The following is a 15,172-nucleotide window of genomic DNA, read 5'->3' on the forward strand; positions in this document are numbered from 1 at the left end:
CGCTGCGAGGGACCGAGTGCGTCGATTTCTTGGCGCCTTTGTGGGAGGTAGCGCAGGATGAAGCCATTGCTGCGAGCACTTGGGCCGCAGTGCTTGGCGCTGCTATTTGGCAAGCTGAAGTTCCTCATGGGCGCCGCACGCTATTGATTTTACATAATGCACATTGTCGCCAAACCAGGTGGTTGACGCGGTGTTGCGATAGAGCGCTTTCGAATTGGGTTCCTACACTTCCGATACTTGCTGCCTGTTGTGTTCATGCTCCTGATGCTCCCATCAAAAACTTATGTCCTCGTTGATGACCAACTTCTTCCACGCGTCAGCAAAGGTGCGCTTCCAGGGTCAGCCCGACCGGCCCTTGCAGAGAACCTCATGACGAAGTCTCGAAGAATTCGGCACGCCCTGTTGGGGCGGGCAATGCAGCAGTTGTCACTGGCCTTGGCGGTGATGTTGACAGCCATGCCCGTGATGGCGCAGCGTCAACAGCTTCTGCTTGATGGGCCTTGGCGCTTCCAGGCTGGAGACGCCAAGGCGGCGGCCGAGCTGGATGATTCCACCTGGGCGCGGGTCGTCTTGCCGCACAGCTTCAATGCCGTCGACGGCGAAGCGGGCGGCGCCTACTACCGCGGCGCCGCCTGGTACCGGCGCGTCCTGGAGCGTCCGGCCGCAGCCGCGGGCCGGCGCCAGTTCCTGGAGTTTGACGCCGCCACGATGGCCGCCGAGGTCTGGGTCAATGGCCAGCGCGCCGGCCGCCACGACGGCGGCTATGCGCGCTTTCGCTTCGACATCACGAACCTGCTCCGCCCCGGCCGCAACCTGCTTGCCGTGCGCGTAGACAACGGCGCGCTGCCGCAGGTAGCGCCGCTCGGCGGCGACTTCACCGTCTTCGGCGGCCTGGTACGGCCGGTGCGCCTCATTGAAACCGACGACGCTCACATCGAGCTGCTCGACCATGGCGGCCCTGGCGTCCAGGTCGACACCGAGGCCCTGACCTCCGCGGCCGCACAGCTGAAGGTGCGGGTGCAGCTGCGCAACGACGCCGCCCTGCCCGCCCGGCGCCTGCTGCGCCTGACACTGCGCGACGCCGCGGGCCGCACCGTGCTGCAGCAGAGCCAGGCAGTGGAGCTGCCGGCCGGCGCAGCCGACGCCGCAAGCGTGCAGCTGAACGTAGCCAAGCCGCACCTGTGGCAAGGCGTGTTCGACCCTTACCTCTACCGTCTGAGCGCCGAACTGCTCCAGGGGACCACTGTGCGCGACGCCGTGCAGCTGCCGCTGGGCCTGCGCCAGGTCGCCGTCGACCCGCAGCGCGGCTTCCTGCTCAACGGCAAGCCGTACCCGCTGCATGGCGTCAACTACTTCCACCCCGGCCGCCCTGGCCACGGCGTGGCGGTGGGCGATGCCGAGGTCGACGAGGACCTGCGCATCCTGATGGAGCTCGGCGTCACCGGGCTGCGGCTGGTGCACTACCAGCACCCACCGCGCGTCTACGAACGCGCCGACGAACTCGGCCTGGTGCTGTGGACCGAGATCCCGCTCAACGCGGCGATGAGCGAGGCGCCGGCCTTCCGCGACAACCTGTTCCAGCAGCTGCGCGAGCTGGTGCGCCAGAACCGCCACCACGCGTCGGTGGCCGTCTGGGGCGTGGGCAACGAGGTCTACCGTTCTGACGACGCCATCCGCAACCTGCTCGGCGAGCTGCACCGCCTGGCCAAGCAGGAAGACCCGGCACGCCTGACGACCTATGCGCACTGCTGCGCGCCGGACGACCATCCCATGGCGCTGCAGACCGACCTGGCCTCCTACAACCGCTATTGGGGTTGGTACGACGGCGAGTTCACCGACATCGGCCCCTGGGCGGATCGCCTGCACGAGAAGCTGCCGACCAAGCCCATCGGCCTGGGCGAATACGGCGCCGGCGCCAGCGTGCTGCAGCAGGAAGACCCGCCGAAAAGGCCGCAGCCGGGCGCGCGCTGGCACCCCGAGCAGTACCAGGCCCTCTTCCACGAGGCCTATGCCCGCCAGCTCTCGGCGCGCCCCTTCCTGTGGGGTCATTTCGTCTGGCTGGGCTTTGACCATGCCTCGGCAGGCCGCAACGAAGGCGACGCCCCCGGCGTCAACGACAAGGGCCTCGTCACCTACGACCGGCGCTTCCGCAAGGACGCCTTCCTGCTCTGGCAGGCCTGGTGGCAGCGGGAGCCCGTGCTGCATCTGGCCAACCGCCGCGCCAGCCCGCGGCCCGCGGGCACCGTGGCCGTGAAGGCCTACAGCAACGGCCGCCAGGCCAGCCTGGAAGTCAATGGCAAGCCGATGGGCACCGTGCCCGTCGTCGACCGCATCGCCGCCTGGCCCGCGGTGCCATTGGCGCCGGGCCGCACCACCCTGCGCGTGCGCGATGAGCGCGGCGCCACCGACAGCATCGAATGGGACATCCAACCTTGAACGCCATCCCGCGCCGCCCCACCCTCATGATCAAACGCCTGACTTCCCTCTCTGCCGCCGTGCTGGCGCTGAGCCTGTGCGCCCAGGCGGGCGCCGCCGGCCCGGCCGAACGCAAGGTCGACCTCGACATCGCTGCCGCGAAGGCGCCAGTCGATCGCTTCTTCGATCTGGCGGTCGGCTCCGACTATGTCGGCACCACGGGTCGCCCGGAGAACCTCGCACAGCTGAAGACCGCCGTCGACGAACTGGGCTTTCGCTCCGTGCGCTTCCACGACGTCTTCCACGACGTCTACGGCACCGTGAAGAAGGAAGGCGACAAGCTGGTGTTTGACTGGACCGGCATCGACCGCCTGTACGACGCCCTGCTGGCGCGCGGCATCAAGCCTTTCATCGAACTGGGCTTCTCGCCCAAGGTGATGACGACCTCCAATCTCACCATCTTCCATTGGAAGGGCAACACCTCGCACCCGCAGCCGGGGCCCTGGGCCGAGCTGATCGATGCATTCGCGCGCCATCTGATCCAGCGCTACGGCGCCGAAGAAGTGCGCAAGTGGCCGTTCGAGGTCTGGAACGAACCCAACCTGGACGGCTTCTGGGAGAAGGCCGACCAGAAGGCCTACTTCGAGCTCTACGCCAACACGGCGCGTACCCTCAAGAAGGTTGATCCGGCGCTGAAGGTGGGTGGCCCGTCCACTGCCGGCGCGGCCTGGGTACCGGAGCTGCTGGCCTATGCCAAGCAGCAAGGCGTGCCGGTGGACTTCGTCACCACCCACACCTACGGCGTGACCGAGGGCTTCCTCGACGAATACGGCCAGTCCGACCGCATCCTGGCCCCCGACGCCAACTCCATCATTGGCGACGTGCGCCGCAACCGCAGCGAGATCGAGGCCTCGGCTTTCCCCGGCATCCCGCTGTACATCACGGAGTGGAGCACCAGCTACAACCCGCGCGACAAGGTGCATGACAGCTACATCAGCGCACCGTGGATCCTGACCAAGCTGCGCGGCGCGCGCGGCTACGCGCAGGCGATGAGCTACTGGACCTACAGCGACCTGTTCGAGGAGCCGGGCCCGCCGGACCGCGCCTTCCATGGCGGCTTCGGCCTGATGACGCGCGACGGCGTGCGCAAGCCGGCGTGGTTCGCCTACAAATACCTCAACGCCTTGCGCGGCAAGGAGGTGCCCAGCAAGGACGACAAGGTGCTGGCTGCCGTGGATGGCGGCAAGGCCGCCGTGGTGGTCTGGGACTGGCAGCATCCCGACCAGAAGAAGAACAGCAACGGCGTCTTCTTCGGCAAGCCGGTGCCCAACGGTCCGGCACCCGCCGTCACGCTGAACCTGCGCAACGTCAGCGCCGGCAACTACCGCGTGCTGGTGCGCCGCACCGGCCACAAGGTCAACGACGCCTACACCGCCTACCTCGAAATGGGTGCTCCCAAGGACCTGAGCGCCGAACAGCTGGCCCAGCTGCAAAGCCTCACCGAGGACCAGCCCGAGGCGGACCGCATCGTCAAGGTCGGCAAGGACGGCAAGCTGCAGTGGAAGCTGACCATGCGCAGCAACGACATCGCGCTGGTGACGGTGGAGCCCGTCAAGCCATGAGGCGGCTGCATTCGACGGTGGCGCGGCGAGTGCTGGGCGCCTTACTGCTCCTCTGCGCGCTCGCCGCCTGCGGCGGTGGCTCGGCGTCCGAGAGTTCCTCGACGCCAACGCCCACGCCACCACCCCCGGCACCAGTCGCCACCGGCAGCGCCGGCTGCGGCATCACGGCCAAGTTCAGCACCGGCCTCCAGTCGATCACGTCGGACAACGTCCAGCGCAGCTACTGGATCGAGATGCCGGCCGGCTACGACCGCAACAAGACCTATCCCGTCGTCATCGGCCTGCACTGGCGCGGCGGCAGCGCCAACGATGTCTATACCTGGGGCGGTTTCTTCGGACTGAAGCCTCTGTACGGCGACAACGCCATCTTCATCGCCCCGCAAGGCCTGGATGCCGGCTGGGCCAACGACGGCGACCGCGACATCCGCTTCATGCGCAGCATGATCAGCCAGGTCCAGCAAGGCGTGTGCACCGACCCGCAACGGGTGTTCGCCACCGGCTTCAGCTTCGGCGGCATGATGTCCAACGCCATCGGCTGCCAGATGGGTGACGTGGTGCGAGCCATCGCCCCGCTGTCCGGCTCGCTGTGGAGTGGATGCGGCAGCTCGGCGCATCGCGTCGCAGCGATCTTCGACCACGCCATGGACGACAACGTCGTGCCCTACTCCGCCGGCGAGGATGCCCGCAACACCTTCCTGGCCCGCAACAGCTGTAGCGCCACCACCAAGCCCATCGGCACCAACGGCTGCGTGGAGTACCAGGGCTGCAGCGCGGGCAAGCCGGTCGTCTGGTGCGGCCACGCGGCCGGCGGGCATTGGCCGCCCGGCTTCTCGGCAGCCGAGACCAAGGCCTTCTTCGACCGCTTCTAGCGCGGCCATCGGGTGCATCCATGGGACGTGACCGCAGGACCTTCCTGTTCACCGCACTGGCCTTGGCAGCGGCCGGCCTGCCACTGCTGACGCGCGCCGCCGAAGCCCCGCGCATCCGGGTGCTCATCATCGAGGGCATCAGCAACCACGACTGGCCACGCCGGCTGGCACTGGTGCGCGAGATCCTCGCCCGCGACGGCTCGTTCGAGGTGAACGTCTCCATCACGCCACCGGATGCAAGCGACCCCGCAGCCTGGGCGCGCTGGCGGCCCGACTTCACGCACTACGACGTGGTGCTGTCGGGCTACAACAACCTCGGCGGCAAGCCGGGCTGGCCGGCCGAAGTGCAGCGCGCCTTCGAGGCCTTCGTGCGCGGCGGTGGTGGCTTCTACGTCTACCACGAGGCGAACAATGCCTTCGCCGAGTGGCCCCAGTACAACGAGATGATCGGCCTGGGCTGGCGCGACAAGCACTTCGGCTCGGCGCTGCTGGTGCGCGAGGACGAGACACTGCAGACCGTACCGGCCGGTGACGGCGACGACACCTGGCACGGCGATCGCACCGACACGCTCGTGCACCAACGCGGCCAGCATCCCATCCATGCCGGCCTGCCGCGCAGCTGGCGGGCCGCCGACATGGAGGTCTACCGCTACGCCCGCGGCCCGGCCCGCAACGTCGACGTGATCGCCTATGCACACGACGGCGTGGACGGCCGGCAGTTCCCCGTCGAATGGACCGTGAGGTACGGCCGGGGCCGCGTCTTCGTGTCCGCCTACGGGCATGTCTGGTTCGGCCATGGCGCATCGCCGGGCATGCGCTGCGCCGCCTTCCAGACCGTCATGCCGCGTGCCTTGAAATGGCTGGCGGGGCGCAACCCCGACACCCAGCTGCCGGCCGACTTCCCCGGGCCAGACGCCACCTCGCTGCGACCCTGACGGCGGGTACCCGTCCTGGACTACGTCCGCGTCGGCAAAGCCGTCGAGTTCATCGACGCGCAGGGACATGGGCGGTAGACAACACCCTCGCGGCCGATCGGAACACGTCCCCGCCCACGCTGCTGCCGCTTGCAGATCAGCTACATGCAGGAGCGCTGCTGCCCATAGCAAACCTTCCTGCGGCGTTCGAGCAAAGACGCACCACGTTGATCTTTGCGGCCAGTGCCGGCGTCACCGGACACAGCATTTGAAAGGCGGCCTTGCAGAAAAGGTATGACCTCAAAGCTGCCCCTGGCACACGTATTTCAGGTGCATGTAGTCGTCCAGGCCGTGCACCGAGCCCTCGCGCCCATAGCCTGACTCCTTGACGCCGCCGAACGGTGCCGCCTCGGCAGCTAGCGCGCCTTCGTTGACGCCCACCAGGCCGGTCTGCAGGGCCTCCGCCATGCGCCAGATGCGCCGCACGTCGGTGGCATAGAAATAGCCCGCCAGGCCGAAGGGTGTGTCGTTCGCCGCGCGGATCACGTCGGCTTCGGTCTCGAAGCGAGTGATGGCCACCAGTGGTCCGAAAGTTTCCTCGCAGGCGCAGGCCATGCCGCCGTCGGCGCCGACCAGCAGCGTCGGCGCGAAGTAGTTCGGTCCGAGGGCCGGCAGCCGCGCGCCGCCGACCAGCGTGGCCGCACCGCGCTCAACGGCGTCTTGCACATGGCGCTCGATCTTGTCGACGGCCCTCGCGTTGATCATCGGCCCGATCTGTGAGGCCGGGTCGCTGGCCGGGCCGACCTTGAGCGCCGAGATGCGAGCGGCCAGCTTCTCGACGAAGGCGTCGTGCACGGGCGATTGCACGAACACCCGGTTCGGGCTCACGCAGGTCTGCCCGCCGTTGCGGAACTTGGCCACCATCAGGCCCTCGACGGCGGCATCGAGGTCGGCGTCCTCGAAGACGATGAAAGGCGCGTTGCCACCCAATTCCAGCGACAGCCGTTTGAGCGTGTCGGCGGCGCGACGCGCCAGATGCTTGCCCACTGGTGTGGAACCGGTGAAGGTGATCTTGCGCACGCGCGGGTCGTCGAGCCAGACATCGACGACCTCGGGCGTGCGTTCACGCGAAGCTGTCACGATGTTCAGCACCCCCGCGGGGACGCCTGCCTCCTCGGCCAGCTTGACCAGCGCCAGCGAGGTCAGTGGCGTGTCCTCGGCCGGCTTGCAGACCACGGTGCAACCGGCGGCCAGCGCAGGGGCGATCTTGCGCGCGATCATCGCCGCGGGGAAATTCCAGGGCGTGATCGCGGCGACCACGCCGACCGGTTCCTTCAGCGCGAACATGCGCCGGCCGGGCACCGACGCGGGGATCACGTCGCCGTTGGCACGCGTGGCTTCGGCAGCGAACCATTCCACATAACTCGAAGCGTAGGCGACCTCCCCTCGCCCCTCGGCCAGGGGTTTGCCCTGCTCACGCGAGATCAGGCGGCCCAGGTCATCCTGGTGCGCGAGGATCAGTGCGTTCCAGCGATTGAGGATCTGCGCCCTTTGCTTGGCCGGCATCGCACGCCAGATCGGAAAGGCCGCATGGGCCGCCTCAAGCGCCGCAGCAGCGTCGAGAGCACCGCTGTCCGGCACAGTGGCGAACACCGCGTCGGTCGCCGGGTCGGTCACCCCGAAACGTTGGCCCTCCAGCGCCTCGCGCCATTGCCCCGCGATGAAGTTGCGGCCGGGCAGCAGGTCGTCATGTTGAATCGTCAATGGCATTTCAGAATTCCTTCACTCGATTGGCAATTGCCTGGCCGACGTCTTCGGTATGGGCGTCGCCGCCAAGGTCGGGCGTGCGTGGCCCGCGCAGGATCACGTCCTCGATGGCGCGCACGATGGCGTCGTGCGCTGCGCGGCCGGCGCCCTGCCCTTGCGTCAGGAAGTCGAGCATCAGCGCACCCGACCAGATCATGGCGATCGGGTTGGCGATGCGGCGGCCATAGATGTCGGGCGCCGAACCATGCACCGGCTCGAACAGCGACGGGAACTGGCGTTCCGGGTTGAGGTTGGCGCTCGGTGCCAGGCCGATGGTGCCGGTGGTCGCCGGGCCGAGGTCGCTCAGGATGTCGCCGAACAGATTGGTCGCGGCGACGACATCGAAGCGCTGCGGCTGCAGCACGAAGCGGGCGCAGAGGATGTCGATGTGCTGCTTGTCGACCTGCACGTCCGGGTACTGGCGCGCCATCTCGTCGGTGCGCGCATCCCACCAGGGCATGCTGATGGCGATGCCGTTGCTCTTGGTGGCCACGGTCAGCGCCTTGCGCTGGCGCGAGCGAGCCAGCTCGAAGGCGTAGCGCAGCACGCGGTCGGCGCCGTGGCGCGAGAACACCGACTCCTGGATGACGATCTCGCGCTCGGTGCCGGCGAACATCACGCCGCCGAGGTTGGTGTACTCGCCTTCGGTGTTCTCGCGCACGACGACGTAGTCGATGTCGCCGACCTTGCGCCCCGCCAGCGGGCACGGCGCGCCCTCGAAGAGCCGCACCGGCCGCAGGTTGATGTATTGGTCGAACTCGCGCCGGAACTTCAGCAGAGAGCCCCACAGCGAGACGTTGTCGGGCACGGTCGCCGGCCAGCCGACGGCGCCGAAATAGACGGCGTCAACGCCGGCGAGCTGCTGCTTCCAGTCGTCCGGCATCATCTGGCCGTGCTGCGCGTACCAGTCGCAGCTGGCCCAGTCGAACTCGCGCAGTTCGAGGGCGAAACCGAAGCGATCGGCTGCGGCCCTCAGCACGCGCAAGCCCTCGGGCATCACTTCCTTGCCGATGCCGTCGCCGGCGATGGCGGCGATTCGGAACGTGTTCATCATGGGTTTTCCTTCGTCGTTGTCAGGCGACCAGCACGGGCCGCGGCGAGTCGAGTTCTTCAAGCCAGCCGCGCCGCAGTTCGGGTACGGCTCGCGCGAGCTGCTCGTAGTAGGGGTGGTGCGGCCCGCGGTCATAGTCGGCCCGCGCCACCTGGGCCAGCTTGCAGCCATGCCGCATGACGACGATCTCGTCGCAGACCGCGCGGACCGTGTGCAGGTCATGGCTGATGAACAGGATGGACAAGCCCAGCTCGCGGCGCAGCTCGGCGATCAGGTCGAGCACGGCAGCGCCGACGACGGTGTCCAGCGCCGAGGTGACCTCGTCGCACAGCAGCAGCTCAGGCTCGGCGGCCAGCGCCCGCGCCAGGTTGACACGCTGCTTCTGGCCGCCCGACAGCCCGCCGGGCAGGCGGCCAGCGACGTTGGCCGGCAGCTTCACCAGGTCCAGCAGCTCGGCGATGCGGCGCTGCAGGGCAGCACCTTTCATGCCGCGGTAGAACTGCAGCGGCCGCGCGAGGATGCTTTCGATGGTCTGCGACGGGTTCAGCGCCGTGTCGGCCGACTGGAAGACGATCTGGATGCGGCGCAGGTCCTCCTTGCTGCGTGCGCCAAGCGTTGGCGCCAAGGGCCGGCCGTCGAAACGGATGGTGCCGGCGTTCGGTCCCAGCAAGCCCGCGACGGCGCGGGCCAGCGTCGTCTTGCCGGAGCCCGATTCGCCGATGACGCCGACGGCCTGGCCGCGCTCCAGCCGCAGGTCGATGTCCTGCAGGATGCACACCAGCGGGCGGCCCTGCGCGTTCAGCGCGCCGTAGCCGGCACTGACGCCACTCACTTCCAGCAGCGCCGGCGTGCTGCCGGGCTGGTGGCCGGAGTCGCGCGCCGCCGGCCGCGCGGCGGCCAGCAGCTCCCGCGTGTACTCATGCGCGGGCTGGGCCAGCACGCGGTCGGTGCCAGCCAGCTCCTGCATGCAGCCGCCGCGCAGCACCAGGATGTGATCGGCCATCTGGGCCACGACTGCCAGGTCATGGCTGACGTACACCGCCGTGACCTGGCGCTCGCGCACCACCCGCTTGAAGGCGCGCAGCACCTCGACCTGCGTGGTCACGTCCAGCGCCGTGGTGGGCTCGTCGAGGATGACGACGTCGGGGTCGGTGATCAGCGCCATCGCCGCCATCAGCCGCTGCAGCTGGCCGCCTGACACCTGGTGCGGGTAGCGCGCGCCAATGCCTTCAGGATCGGGCAGCGCCAGCTCGCGGAACAGCGCAATCGCCTTCAGTTCAGCCGCCGGGCGCGACAGCGTGCCGTGCAGCGTCGCCGGCTCCACGACCTGGTCGAGGATGCAGCGCGATGGGTTGAACGACGCCGCCGCGCTCTGCGCGATGTAGGTGACCTTGCGGCCGCGCAAGCCGCGCAGCTGGCGCGGGTCGAGCTTGAGCACGTCGACATCGCCGATGCGGACTTGGCCCGCCGCGATGCGGCAGCCTTGGCGCGCATAGCCCATCAGGGCCAGCGCCGTGGTCGTCTTGCCCGAACCGGACTCGCCGATCAGTGCCAGCACTTCACCGGGGTGGATCGTGAACGACAGTGCGTCGACCAGCGTCGCGTCGCCGGCTGTGACCGTCAGATTGCTCACTTCAACAAGGCTGCCCATCAGCGTGCTCCCCTCTCGCGGGCCTTGCGGCCCGGCAGGTTGTCGATCACCAGATTCACGGCGATGGTCAGGCTGGCTATTGCCCCGGCCGGCGCAATCACCGAGGCACCACCGTCGGCCAGCGCGCCGATGTTCTCGCGCACCAGCGAACCCCAGTCCGCCATCGGCGGCTGCACGCCCAGGCCGAGGAAGCTCAAGGACGCCAGCAGCAGCACGACGTAGACGAAGCGCAGCCCCAGGTCGGCCAGCATCGGGCCGAGGATGTTCGGCAGGATCTCGCGCCGCATCACATACCAGGTGCCCTCGCCGCGCGTGCGGGCCACGGTGACGTAGTCCATCGCGTTGATGTTGACCGCCAGCGAGCGGCCGATGCGGTAGGCGCCCGGCACATAGATGACGGCGGCCGTCAGGATCAGCACGGGCACCGACGAACCGAAGCCGGCCACGATCAGCAGCGCGAACATCTTGCTCGGAATGGCCGTCAGCGTGTCCAGCAGGCGGCTCAAGGCCCCGTCGATCCAACGCCCGCTGGCGGCCGCCAGCAGCGCCAGCAAGGTGCCCGTGCCGCTGGCCAGCAGTGTGGCGACCAGCGCCACGCCGACGGTGTAGCGGGCGCCTTCGATGACGCGGGCCAGCATGTCGCGGCCGAGGTAGTCGGTGCCCAGCCAGTGATGAGCGTTGATGGGCGCGAACACGGCACCACCGCCCTGGGCGCCGGTGCGGGCCAGCAGCGCGGGGCCGAACAGTGCGGCCAGGACCCAGAAGGTCAGGACCACGAGGCCGAGCAGTCCCGAAGGGCCGAACTGCGCGAGCCGGCGGCGCCAGGCCGCGGAGCGCCCGGCCGGCAGGGGAATGGAAATGACGGTCATGCCTGTGCTCCGTTCAGCGGTGCCGCAGCCGCGGGTTGGCGACGATGCCGCAGATGTCCGCGGCCGTGACGAGGATCAGATAGCCGCTGCAGAACAGCATGGCGCAGGCCTGCACCAGTGGCGTGTCGCGTTGCGCGACGCCGTCGACCATCAGCTTGGCCACGCCGGGATAGTTGAAGATGGTCTCGACGATGATCACGCCGCCCAGCAGGTAGGACAGGCTCAGCGCCACCGCGTTGGCGATCGGGCCGACGGCGTTGGGCAAGGCGTGGCACATGACGATGCGCAGCGACGAGGCGCCCTTCAGGCGAACCATCTCCACATAGGGCGCCTCCAGCTGGTCGATGACCGCCGCACGCGTCATGCGCATCATCTGGGCGACGATCACGCAGGTCAGCGTCAGCACCGGCATTGCGAAGGCCTTCAGCAACTGGCCCATCGATTCGATGTCGTTGACATAGGACAACGCCGGCAGCCAGCGCAGCTGCACCGCGAACACCAGCACCGCCAACGTCGCGATCAGGAACTCCGGCACAGAGACGACGCCCACCGAGGCCGTGGACGCGGCACGGTCGAACCACGAGCCCCGCCACACCGCCGACGCGATGCCGGCCGCCAGCGCGATGGGCACCGAGAACAGCGCCGTGATGGCAGCCAGCAGCAGCGAGTTGGGCAGCCGCGAGCCGATCAGCTCGGCCACCGGCTGGTAGGCCGTGACGGACTTGCCGAAGTCGCCGCGCGCCAGGCCGCCCAGCCAGCGCAGGTAGCGCGTAGGGGCCGAGGCGTCCAGGCCCATCTGCGCCCGCAGTGCCGCCAGCGCCTCGGGCGTGGCGTCCTGGCCGAGCTGCTCCTGGGCGGCGTCACCGGGCAGCACCGCCGTCACGGCGAAGACGATCACCGACACCGCCAGCAGCGACAGCAGCGACAACGCGACGCGCTGCGCGAGCAGCTTGAGGATGATCCCGTTCATAGGATGCCTTGTGCGGTGGGGGTGTCAGGCGGCGAGCCAGACGTTCTCGGCAAAGTTGTAGCCCATCAACCCGCCCAGCGGGATGGGCGACAGGCCCTTGACCTTGGTGCTGTGGCCGTCCAGGCTGGCCAGGAACAACGGGATGCCGATGCCGGCCTCCTGGTGGATCAGCGTCTGCATGTCGGCATACATCTGGCGGCGCTTGGCGAGGTCGGTCTCGCCGCGCGCGGCAACGAGCAGCTGGTCGAACTTCTCGTTCTTCCAGCGCGACTCGTTCCATTGCGCGTCCGACTTGAAGAACTGCGTCAGCAGCATGTCGGCGCTTGGCCGCGGGTTGACGTTGCCGAAGCCGACCGCGCTGTTCAGCCAGTGGTTGGACCAGTAGCCGTCGGCCGGCATGCGCTTGACGTCGATGTCCAGACCGACCTCCTTGGCCGTCTGCTGCAGCAGCAACGCCATCTCGACCGAGTACAGCGCTGCGGGTGAGCACACCACCGGCACGGCGGTGGACACACCGGCCTTCTTCAGGTGGAACTTCGCCTTCTCCGGATCGAAGGCGCGCTGCGGCAGGCCGGCGAAGTGGAAGCGGTTGGTGGGGTCGATGGGCTGGTCGTTGCCGATGACGGCCTGGTCGAGCGCAATGGTCTTCTTCATCTGCTCGCGGTCGAACAGATGCTTCATGCCCAGCACGAAGTCGGGGTTGGCGCCAGGGCCGGTGTCGCGCCGCATGGTGAGGTCGGAGTACTGGCCCGACTGCGTCTTGAACACGGCGAAGCCCGGCGTGCCGGCGATGCGTGCCAGCGAGCGCGGATTCACGGCGCCGACCAGGTCCATGCCGCCCGACAGCAGCGCGTTGACGCGGGCGTTCTCGTCGCTGATGCCGACGAACTCAATCTCGTCCAGATAGGGCTTGCCGGGCTTCCAGTAGGCCTCGTTGCGCACGACGACCGAACGCACGCCGGGCTTGAACTCCTTGAGCTTGTAGGGGCCGGTGCCGATGCCGGTGTTGAAGTCTGTCGTGCCGTCCTTGACGATGTGGAAGTGGAAGGTGCCCAGGATGACCGGCAGGTCGGCGTTCGGCGAGGTCAGCACGATGGTCACCTCGTTGGCGCCGCTGGCCTTGATGCTCTCGATCTGGTCGGTCTGGACCTTGGCCTTGCTGGCCGTGGCGGGGTCCTTGTGTCGCGAGATCGAGAACACGACGTCGGCAGGCGTCAGCGCCTTGCCGTCATGGAAGGTCACGCCCTTGCGCAGCGTGAACACCCAGGTCTTGGCGTCCTTGGTGTCGAAGCGCTCAGCCAGGGCGGGCTGCGGCGTCAGGCTGCCATCCAGCGACGTGAGCCCGTTGTAGAGCATGTTGCAGCGCGAGTAGTCGGCTTGGTTGGACTGCTTGGCCGGGTCCAGCGTGTCGCTGGCCGACGCCGTGGCGCCGGCCACGCGCAGCTTGCCGCCGCGCCTGGGCGCCTGCGCGTGGGMCGTCATCGCCGTGCCGGCCAGCGCGCCGGCGAGGCCGGCCTGCATGCCCGCCCCGACGAGCAGGCTGAGGATGTCGCGGCGGCTGGCGCCGCGCTTGAGCGCGTCGAACAGGCGCTGGCTGTCTTGCGGGCCGACAAGGGCTTCGAGGGGTTGGCGATGGCTCATGGTGTGTTTCTCGTTCAGTGTTCTGTGGGGTTGACGAGTTCGGGGCGGGTCTTGGGAGAGCCGCCCGCTCCAGGCTAGGCGAGGCGATCCTTCAGCCGGTAGTACAGGCCGACGGCGGGCAGGAACCAGGGCGGGCCGACATGGCCGGGAATGGCCGGCCAGGCACGGTCCGCCCACGGGTTGGCGGCGGTGTCGCCGCCCATCAGCGCGGCCATGCGCTGGCCCATCAGCACCGACATCTGCGTGCCGTGGCCGCTGTAGCCCATCGTGTAGTACAGGCCGTCGCGCTCGCCGGCATGGGGCAGGCGGTCCTGTGTCATGTCGACGAGGCCGCCCCAACAGTAGTCCAGCCGCACGCCGGCCAGTTGCGGAAAGGTCTCCAGCAGGCCGGCGCGCAGGACCTCGCCGCTGGCGGCGTCCTGCTGCGGGCTGCTGATCGCGAAGCGAGCGCGGCCGCCGAAGACCAGCCGGTGGTCGGCCGTCAGCCGGAAGTAGTGGTGGATGTTGGCCACCGTCGTGTAGGTGCGGCGCGCCGCCAGCAGCGCGGCCGCGCGCTCCGCGCCGAGCGGCTCGGTCACGACGATGAAGCTGCCGATGGGCACGATGCGCCGGCGCAGCCAGCCGAAGCTGCGGTAGCCGCCGTGGCGCGAAGCCCCGGTGGCCAGCAGCACCTGGTCGGCCGCCACGGTGCCGCGCGTGGTGTGCAGGCGGTGGGCGTGGCCGTGGGTGCGCTCCAGCCGCTGCACGCAGGTGTCGGTGAAGATACCCGCGCCCTGGCGCTCGGCGGCCTCGGCCAGGCCGTTGGCGAAGCGGCCCATGTGCATCTGGCCGCTGCGCCTGTAGAGCATGCCGCCGTGGAAACGCTCACTCTGCACCTCGGCACGCACGGTGGCCGCATCGAGGATCTCGGTGTCGGTGTCGACGCCGTCGGCATGCAGGCGCTCCACGCTGCGCCGCAGCGCCTCCAGCTGCGCCGGCCGTGTCGCCAGCTTGAGCTTGCCGGTGCGGCTGAAATCACAGGCGATGCCCTCCTGCTGCACCAGCTGCGCCACGGTGTCGACGGCGTCGTCGTAGGCGCGGTACCAGGCGGCTGCCCGCTCGCGGCCGTGGCGTGCGGCGGCTTCCGCATAGTCGACCGCCAGGCCGTTGTTCACATGGCCGCCATTGCGCCCCGAGGCTTCGGACGCGACGCGCGCACCAGCCTCCAGCACTGCCACCGTGGCACCGCGCTTGGCCAGCGCCAGGGCGGCGGACAGGCCGCTGAAGCCGCCGCCCACGATGGCGACGTCCACGCGCTGCGGCAGCTCGCGCGCCGCCGGCACGAACGCCGGCACGCTGTCGGTCCAGTAGGCATCGAGTTTCAT

General features: G+C 68.8%; 11 protein-coding genes. 4 read left to right on the plus strand and 7 right to left on the minus strand.

What is annotated here, in order from left to right; translation table 11 throughout:
• Positions 1 to 414: 414 nt before the first annotated feature.
• From AC1DW0_RS07855 to AC1DW0_RS07870, 4 genes are read left to right on the plus strand one after another with little or no spacing between them, the layout of a single operon-like run.
• The gene (locus AC1DW0_RS07855; RefSeq protein ID WP_477945307.1) at positions 415 to 2,436 is read left to right on the plus strand and encodes a glycoside hydrolase family 2 protein; all 2,022 of its coding nucleotides are present in this window, start codon (positions 415 to 417) and stop codon (positions 2,434 to 2,436) included.
• A 26-nt stretch (positions 2,437 to 2,462) separates the two neighbouring features.
• On the plus strand, positions 2,463 to 4,037 hold the full coding sequence (locus AC1DW0_RS07860; protein WP_457391002.1) for a GH39 family glycosyl hydrolase: 1,575 nt from the start codon (positions 2,463 to 2,465) through the stop codon (positions 4,035 to 4,037).
• Positions 4,034 to 4,906 (plus strand): CE1 family esterase, encoded by an 873-nt coding sequence (locus AC1DW0_RS07865; protein ID WP_457391001.1) that lies wholly within the window; start codon positions 4,034 to 4,036, stop codon positions 4,904 to 4,906. The genes AC1DW0_RS07860 and AC1DW0_RS07865 overlap by 4 nt, the downstream gene beginning before the upstream one ends.
• 20 nt (positions 4,907 to 4,926) lie before the next feature.
• A complete protein-coding gene (locus AC1DW0_RS07870; RefSeq protein ID WP_457353924.1) occupies positions 4,927 to 5,841 on the plus strand; it encodes a ThuA domain-containing protein in 915 nt (304 codons plus the stop codon).
• A 279-nt stretch (positions 5,842 to 6,120) separates the two neighbouring features.
• Here the strand turns inward: AC1DW0_RS07870 and AC1DW0_RS07875 are convergent, their stop codons facing one another.
• The 7 genes from AC1DW0_RS07875 to AC1DW0_RS07905 form a co-directional block, all read right to left on the minus strand.
• Positions 6,121 to 7,590 (minus strand): NAD-dependent succinate-semialdehyde dehydrogenase, encoded by a 1,470-nt coding sequence (locus AC1DW0_RS07875; protein WP_477945308.1) that lies wholly within the window; start codon positions 7,588 to 7,590, stop codon positions 6,121 to 6,123.
• 1 nt (position 7,591) lies between these two features.
• Complete coding sequence (locus tag AC1DW0_RS07880; RefSeq protein WP_477945309.1) at positions 7,592 to 8,680, minus strand: tartrate dehydrogenase; 1,089 nt, start codon at positions 8,678 to 8,680, stop codon at positions 7,592 to 7,594.
• A gap of 19 nt (positions 8,681 to 8,699) precedes the next feature.
• Positions 8,700 to 10,328 (minus strand): ABC transporter ATP-binding protein, encoded by a 1,629-nt coding sequence (locus tag AC1DW0_RS07885; protein ID WP_477945310.1) that lies wholly within the window; start codon positions 10,326 to 10,328, stop codon positions 8,700 to 8,702.
• Complete coding sequence (locus AC1DW0_RS07890; RefSeq protein WP_477945311.1) at positions 10,328 to 11,197, minus strand: ABC transporter permease; 870 nt, start codon at positions 11,195 to 11,197, stop codon at positions 10,328 to 10,330. Before AC1DW0_RS07890 ends, AC1DW0_RS07885 begins: the two co-directional genes overlap by 1 nt.
• A 13-nt stretch (positions 11,198 to 11,210) precedes the next feature.
• Positions 11,211 to 12,167, minus strand: coding sequence for an ABC transporter permease (locus tag AC1DW0_RS07895; RefSeq protein ID WP_457390990.1), 957 nt, complete (start codon positions 12,165 to 12,167; stop codon positions 11,211 to 11,213).
• A gap of 24 nt (positions 12,168 to 12,191) precedes the next feature.
• Positions 12,192 to 13,808 (minus strand): ABC transporter substrate-binding protein, encoded by a 1,617-nt coding sequence (locus AC1DW0_RS07900; protein WP_477945312.1) that lies wholly within the window; start codon positions 13,806 to 13,808, stop codon positions 12,192 to 12,194.
• Positions 13,809 to 13,882: 74 nt separating this feature from the next.
• The gene (locus tag AC1DW0_RS07905; protein WP_477945313.1) at positions 13,883 to 15,172 is read right to left on the minus strand and encodes an NAD(P)/FAD-dependent oxidoreductase; all 1,290 of its coding nucleotides are present in this window, start codon (positions 15,170 to 15,172) and stop codon (positions 13,883 to 13,885) included.

The organism is Roseateles sp. P4_D2, from assembly GCF_056401875.1.

What these genes read in the sequence shown, in the direction of transcription:
- AC1DW0_RS07855 (WP_477945307.1), top strand. Translation starts at nt 415, where the DNA reads ATGCAGCAGTTGTCACTGGCCTTGGCGGTGATGTTGACAGCCATGCCC.
- AC1DW0_RS07860 (WP_457391002.1), top strand. Translation starts at nt 2,463, where the DNA reads ATGATCAAACGCCTGACTTCCCTCTCTGCCGCCGTGCTGGCGCTGAGC.
- AC1DW0_RS07865 (WP_457391001.1), top strand. Translation starts at nt 4,034, where the DNA reads ATGAGGCGGCTGCATTCGACGGTGGCGCGGCGAGTGCTGGGCGCCTTA.
- AC1DW0_RS07870 (WP_457353924.1), top strand. Translation starts at nt 4,927, where the DNA reads ATGGGACGTGACCGCAGGACCTTCCTGTTCACCGCACTGGCCTTGGCA.
- AC1DW0_RS07875 (WP_477945308.1), bottom strand. Translation starts at nt 7,590, where the DNA reads ATGCCATTGACGATTCAACATGACGACCTGCTGCCCGGCCGCAACTTC.
- AC1DW0_RS07880 (WP_477945309.1), bottom strand. Translation starts at nt 8,680, where the DNA reads ATGATGAACACGTTCCGAATCGCCGCCATCGCCGGCGACGGCATCGGC.
- AC1DW0_RS07885 (WP_477945310.1), bottom strand. Translation starts at nt 10,328, where the DNA reads ATGGGCAGCCTTGTTGAAGTGAGCAATCTGACGGTCACAGCCGGCGAC.
- AC1DW0_RS07890 (WP_477945311.1), bottom strand. Translation starts at nt 11,197, where the DNA reads ATGACCGTCATTTCCATTCCCCTGCCGGCCGGGCGCTCCGCGGCCTGG.
- AC1DW0_RS07895 (WP_457390990.1), bottom strand. Translation starts at nt 12,167, where the DNA reads ATGAACGGGATCATCCTCAAGCTGCTCGCGCAGCGCGTCGCGTTGTCG.
- AC1DW0_RS07905 (WP_477945313.1), bottom strand. Translation starts at nt 15,172, where the DNA reads ATGAAACTCGATGCCTACTGGACCGACAGCGTGCCGGCGTTCGTGCCG.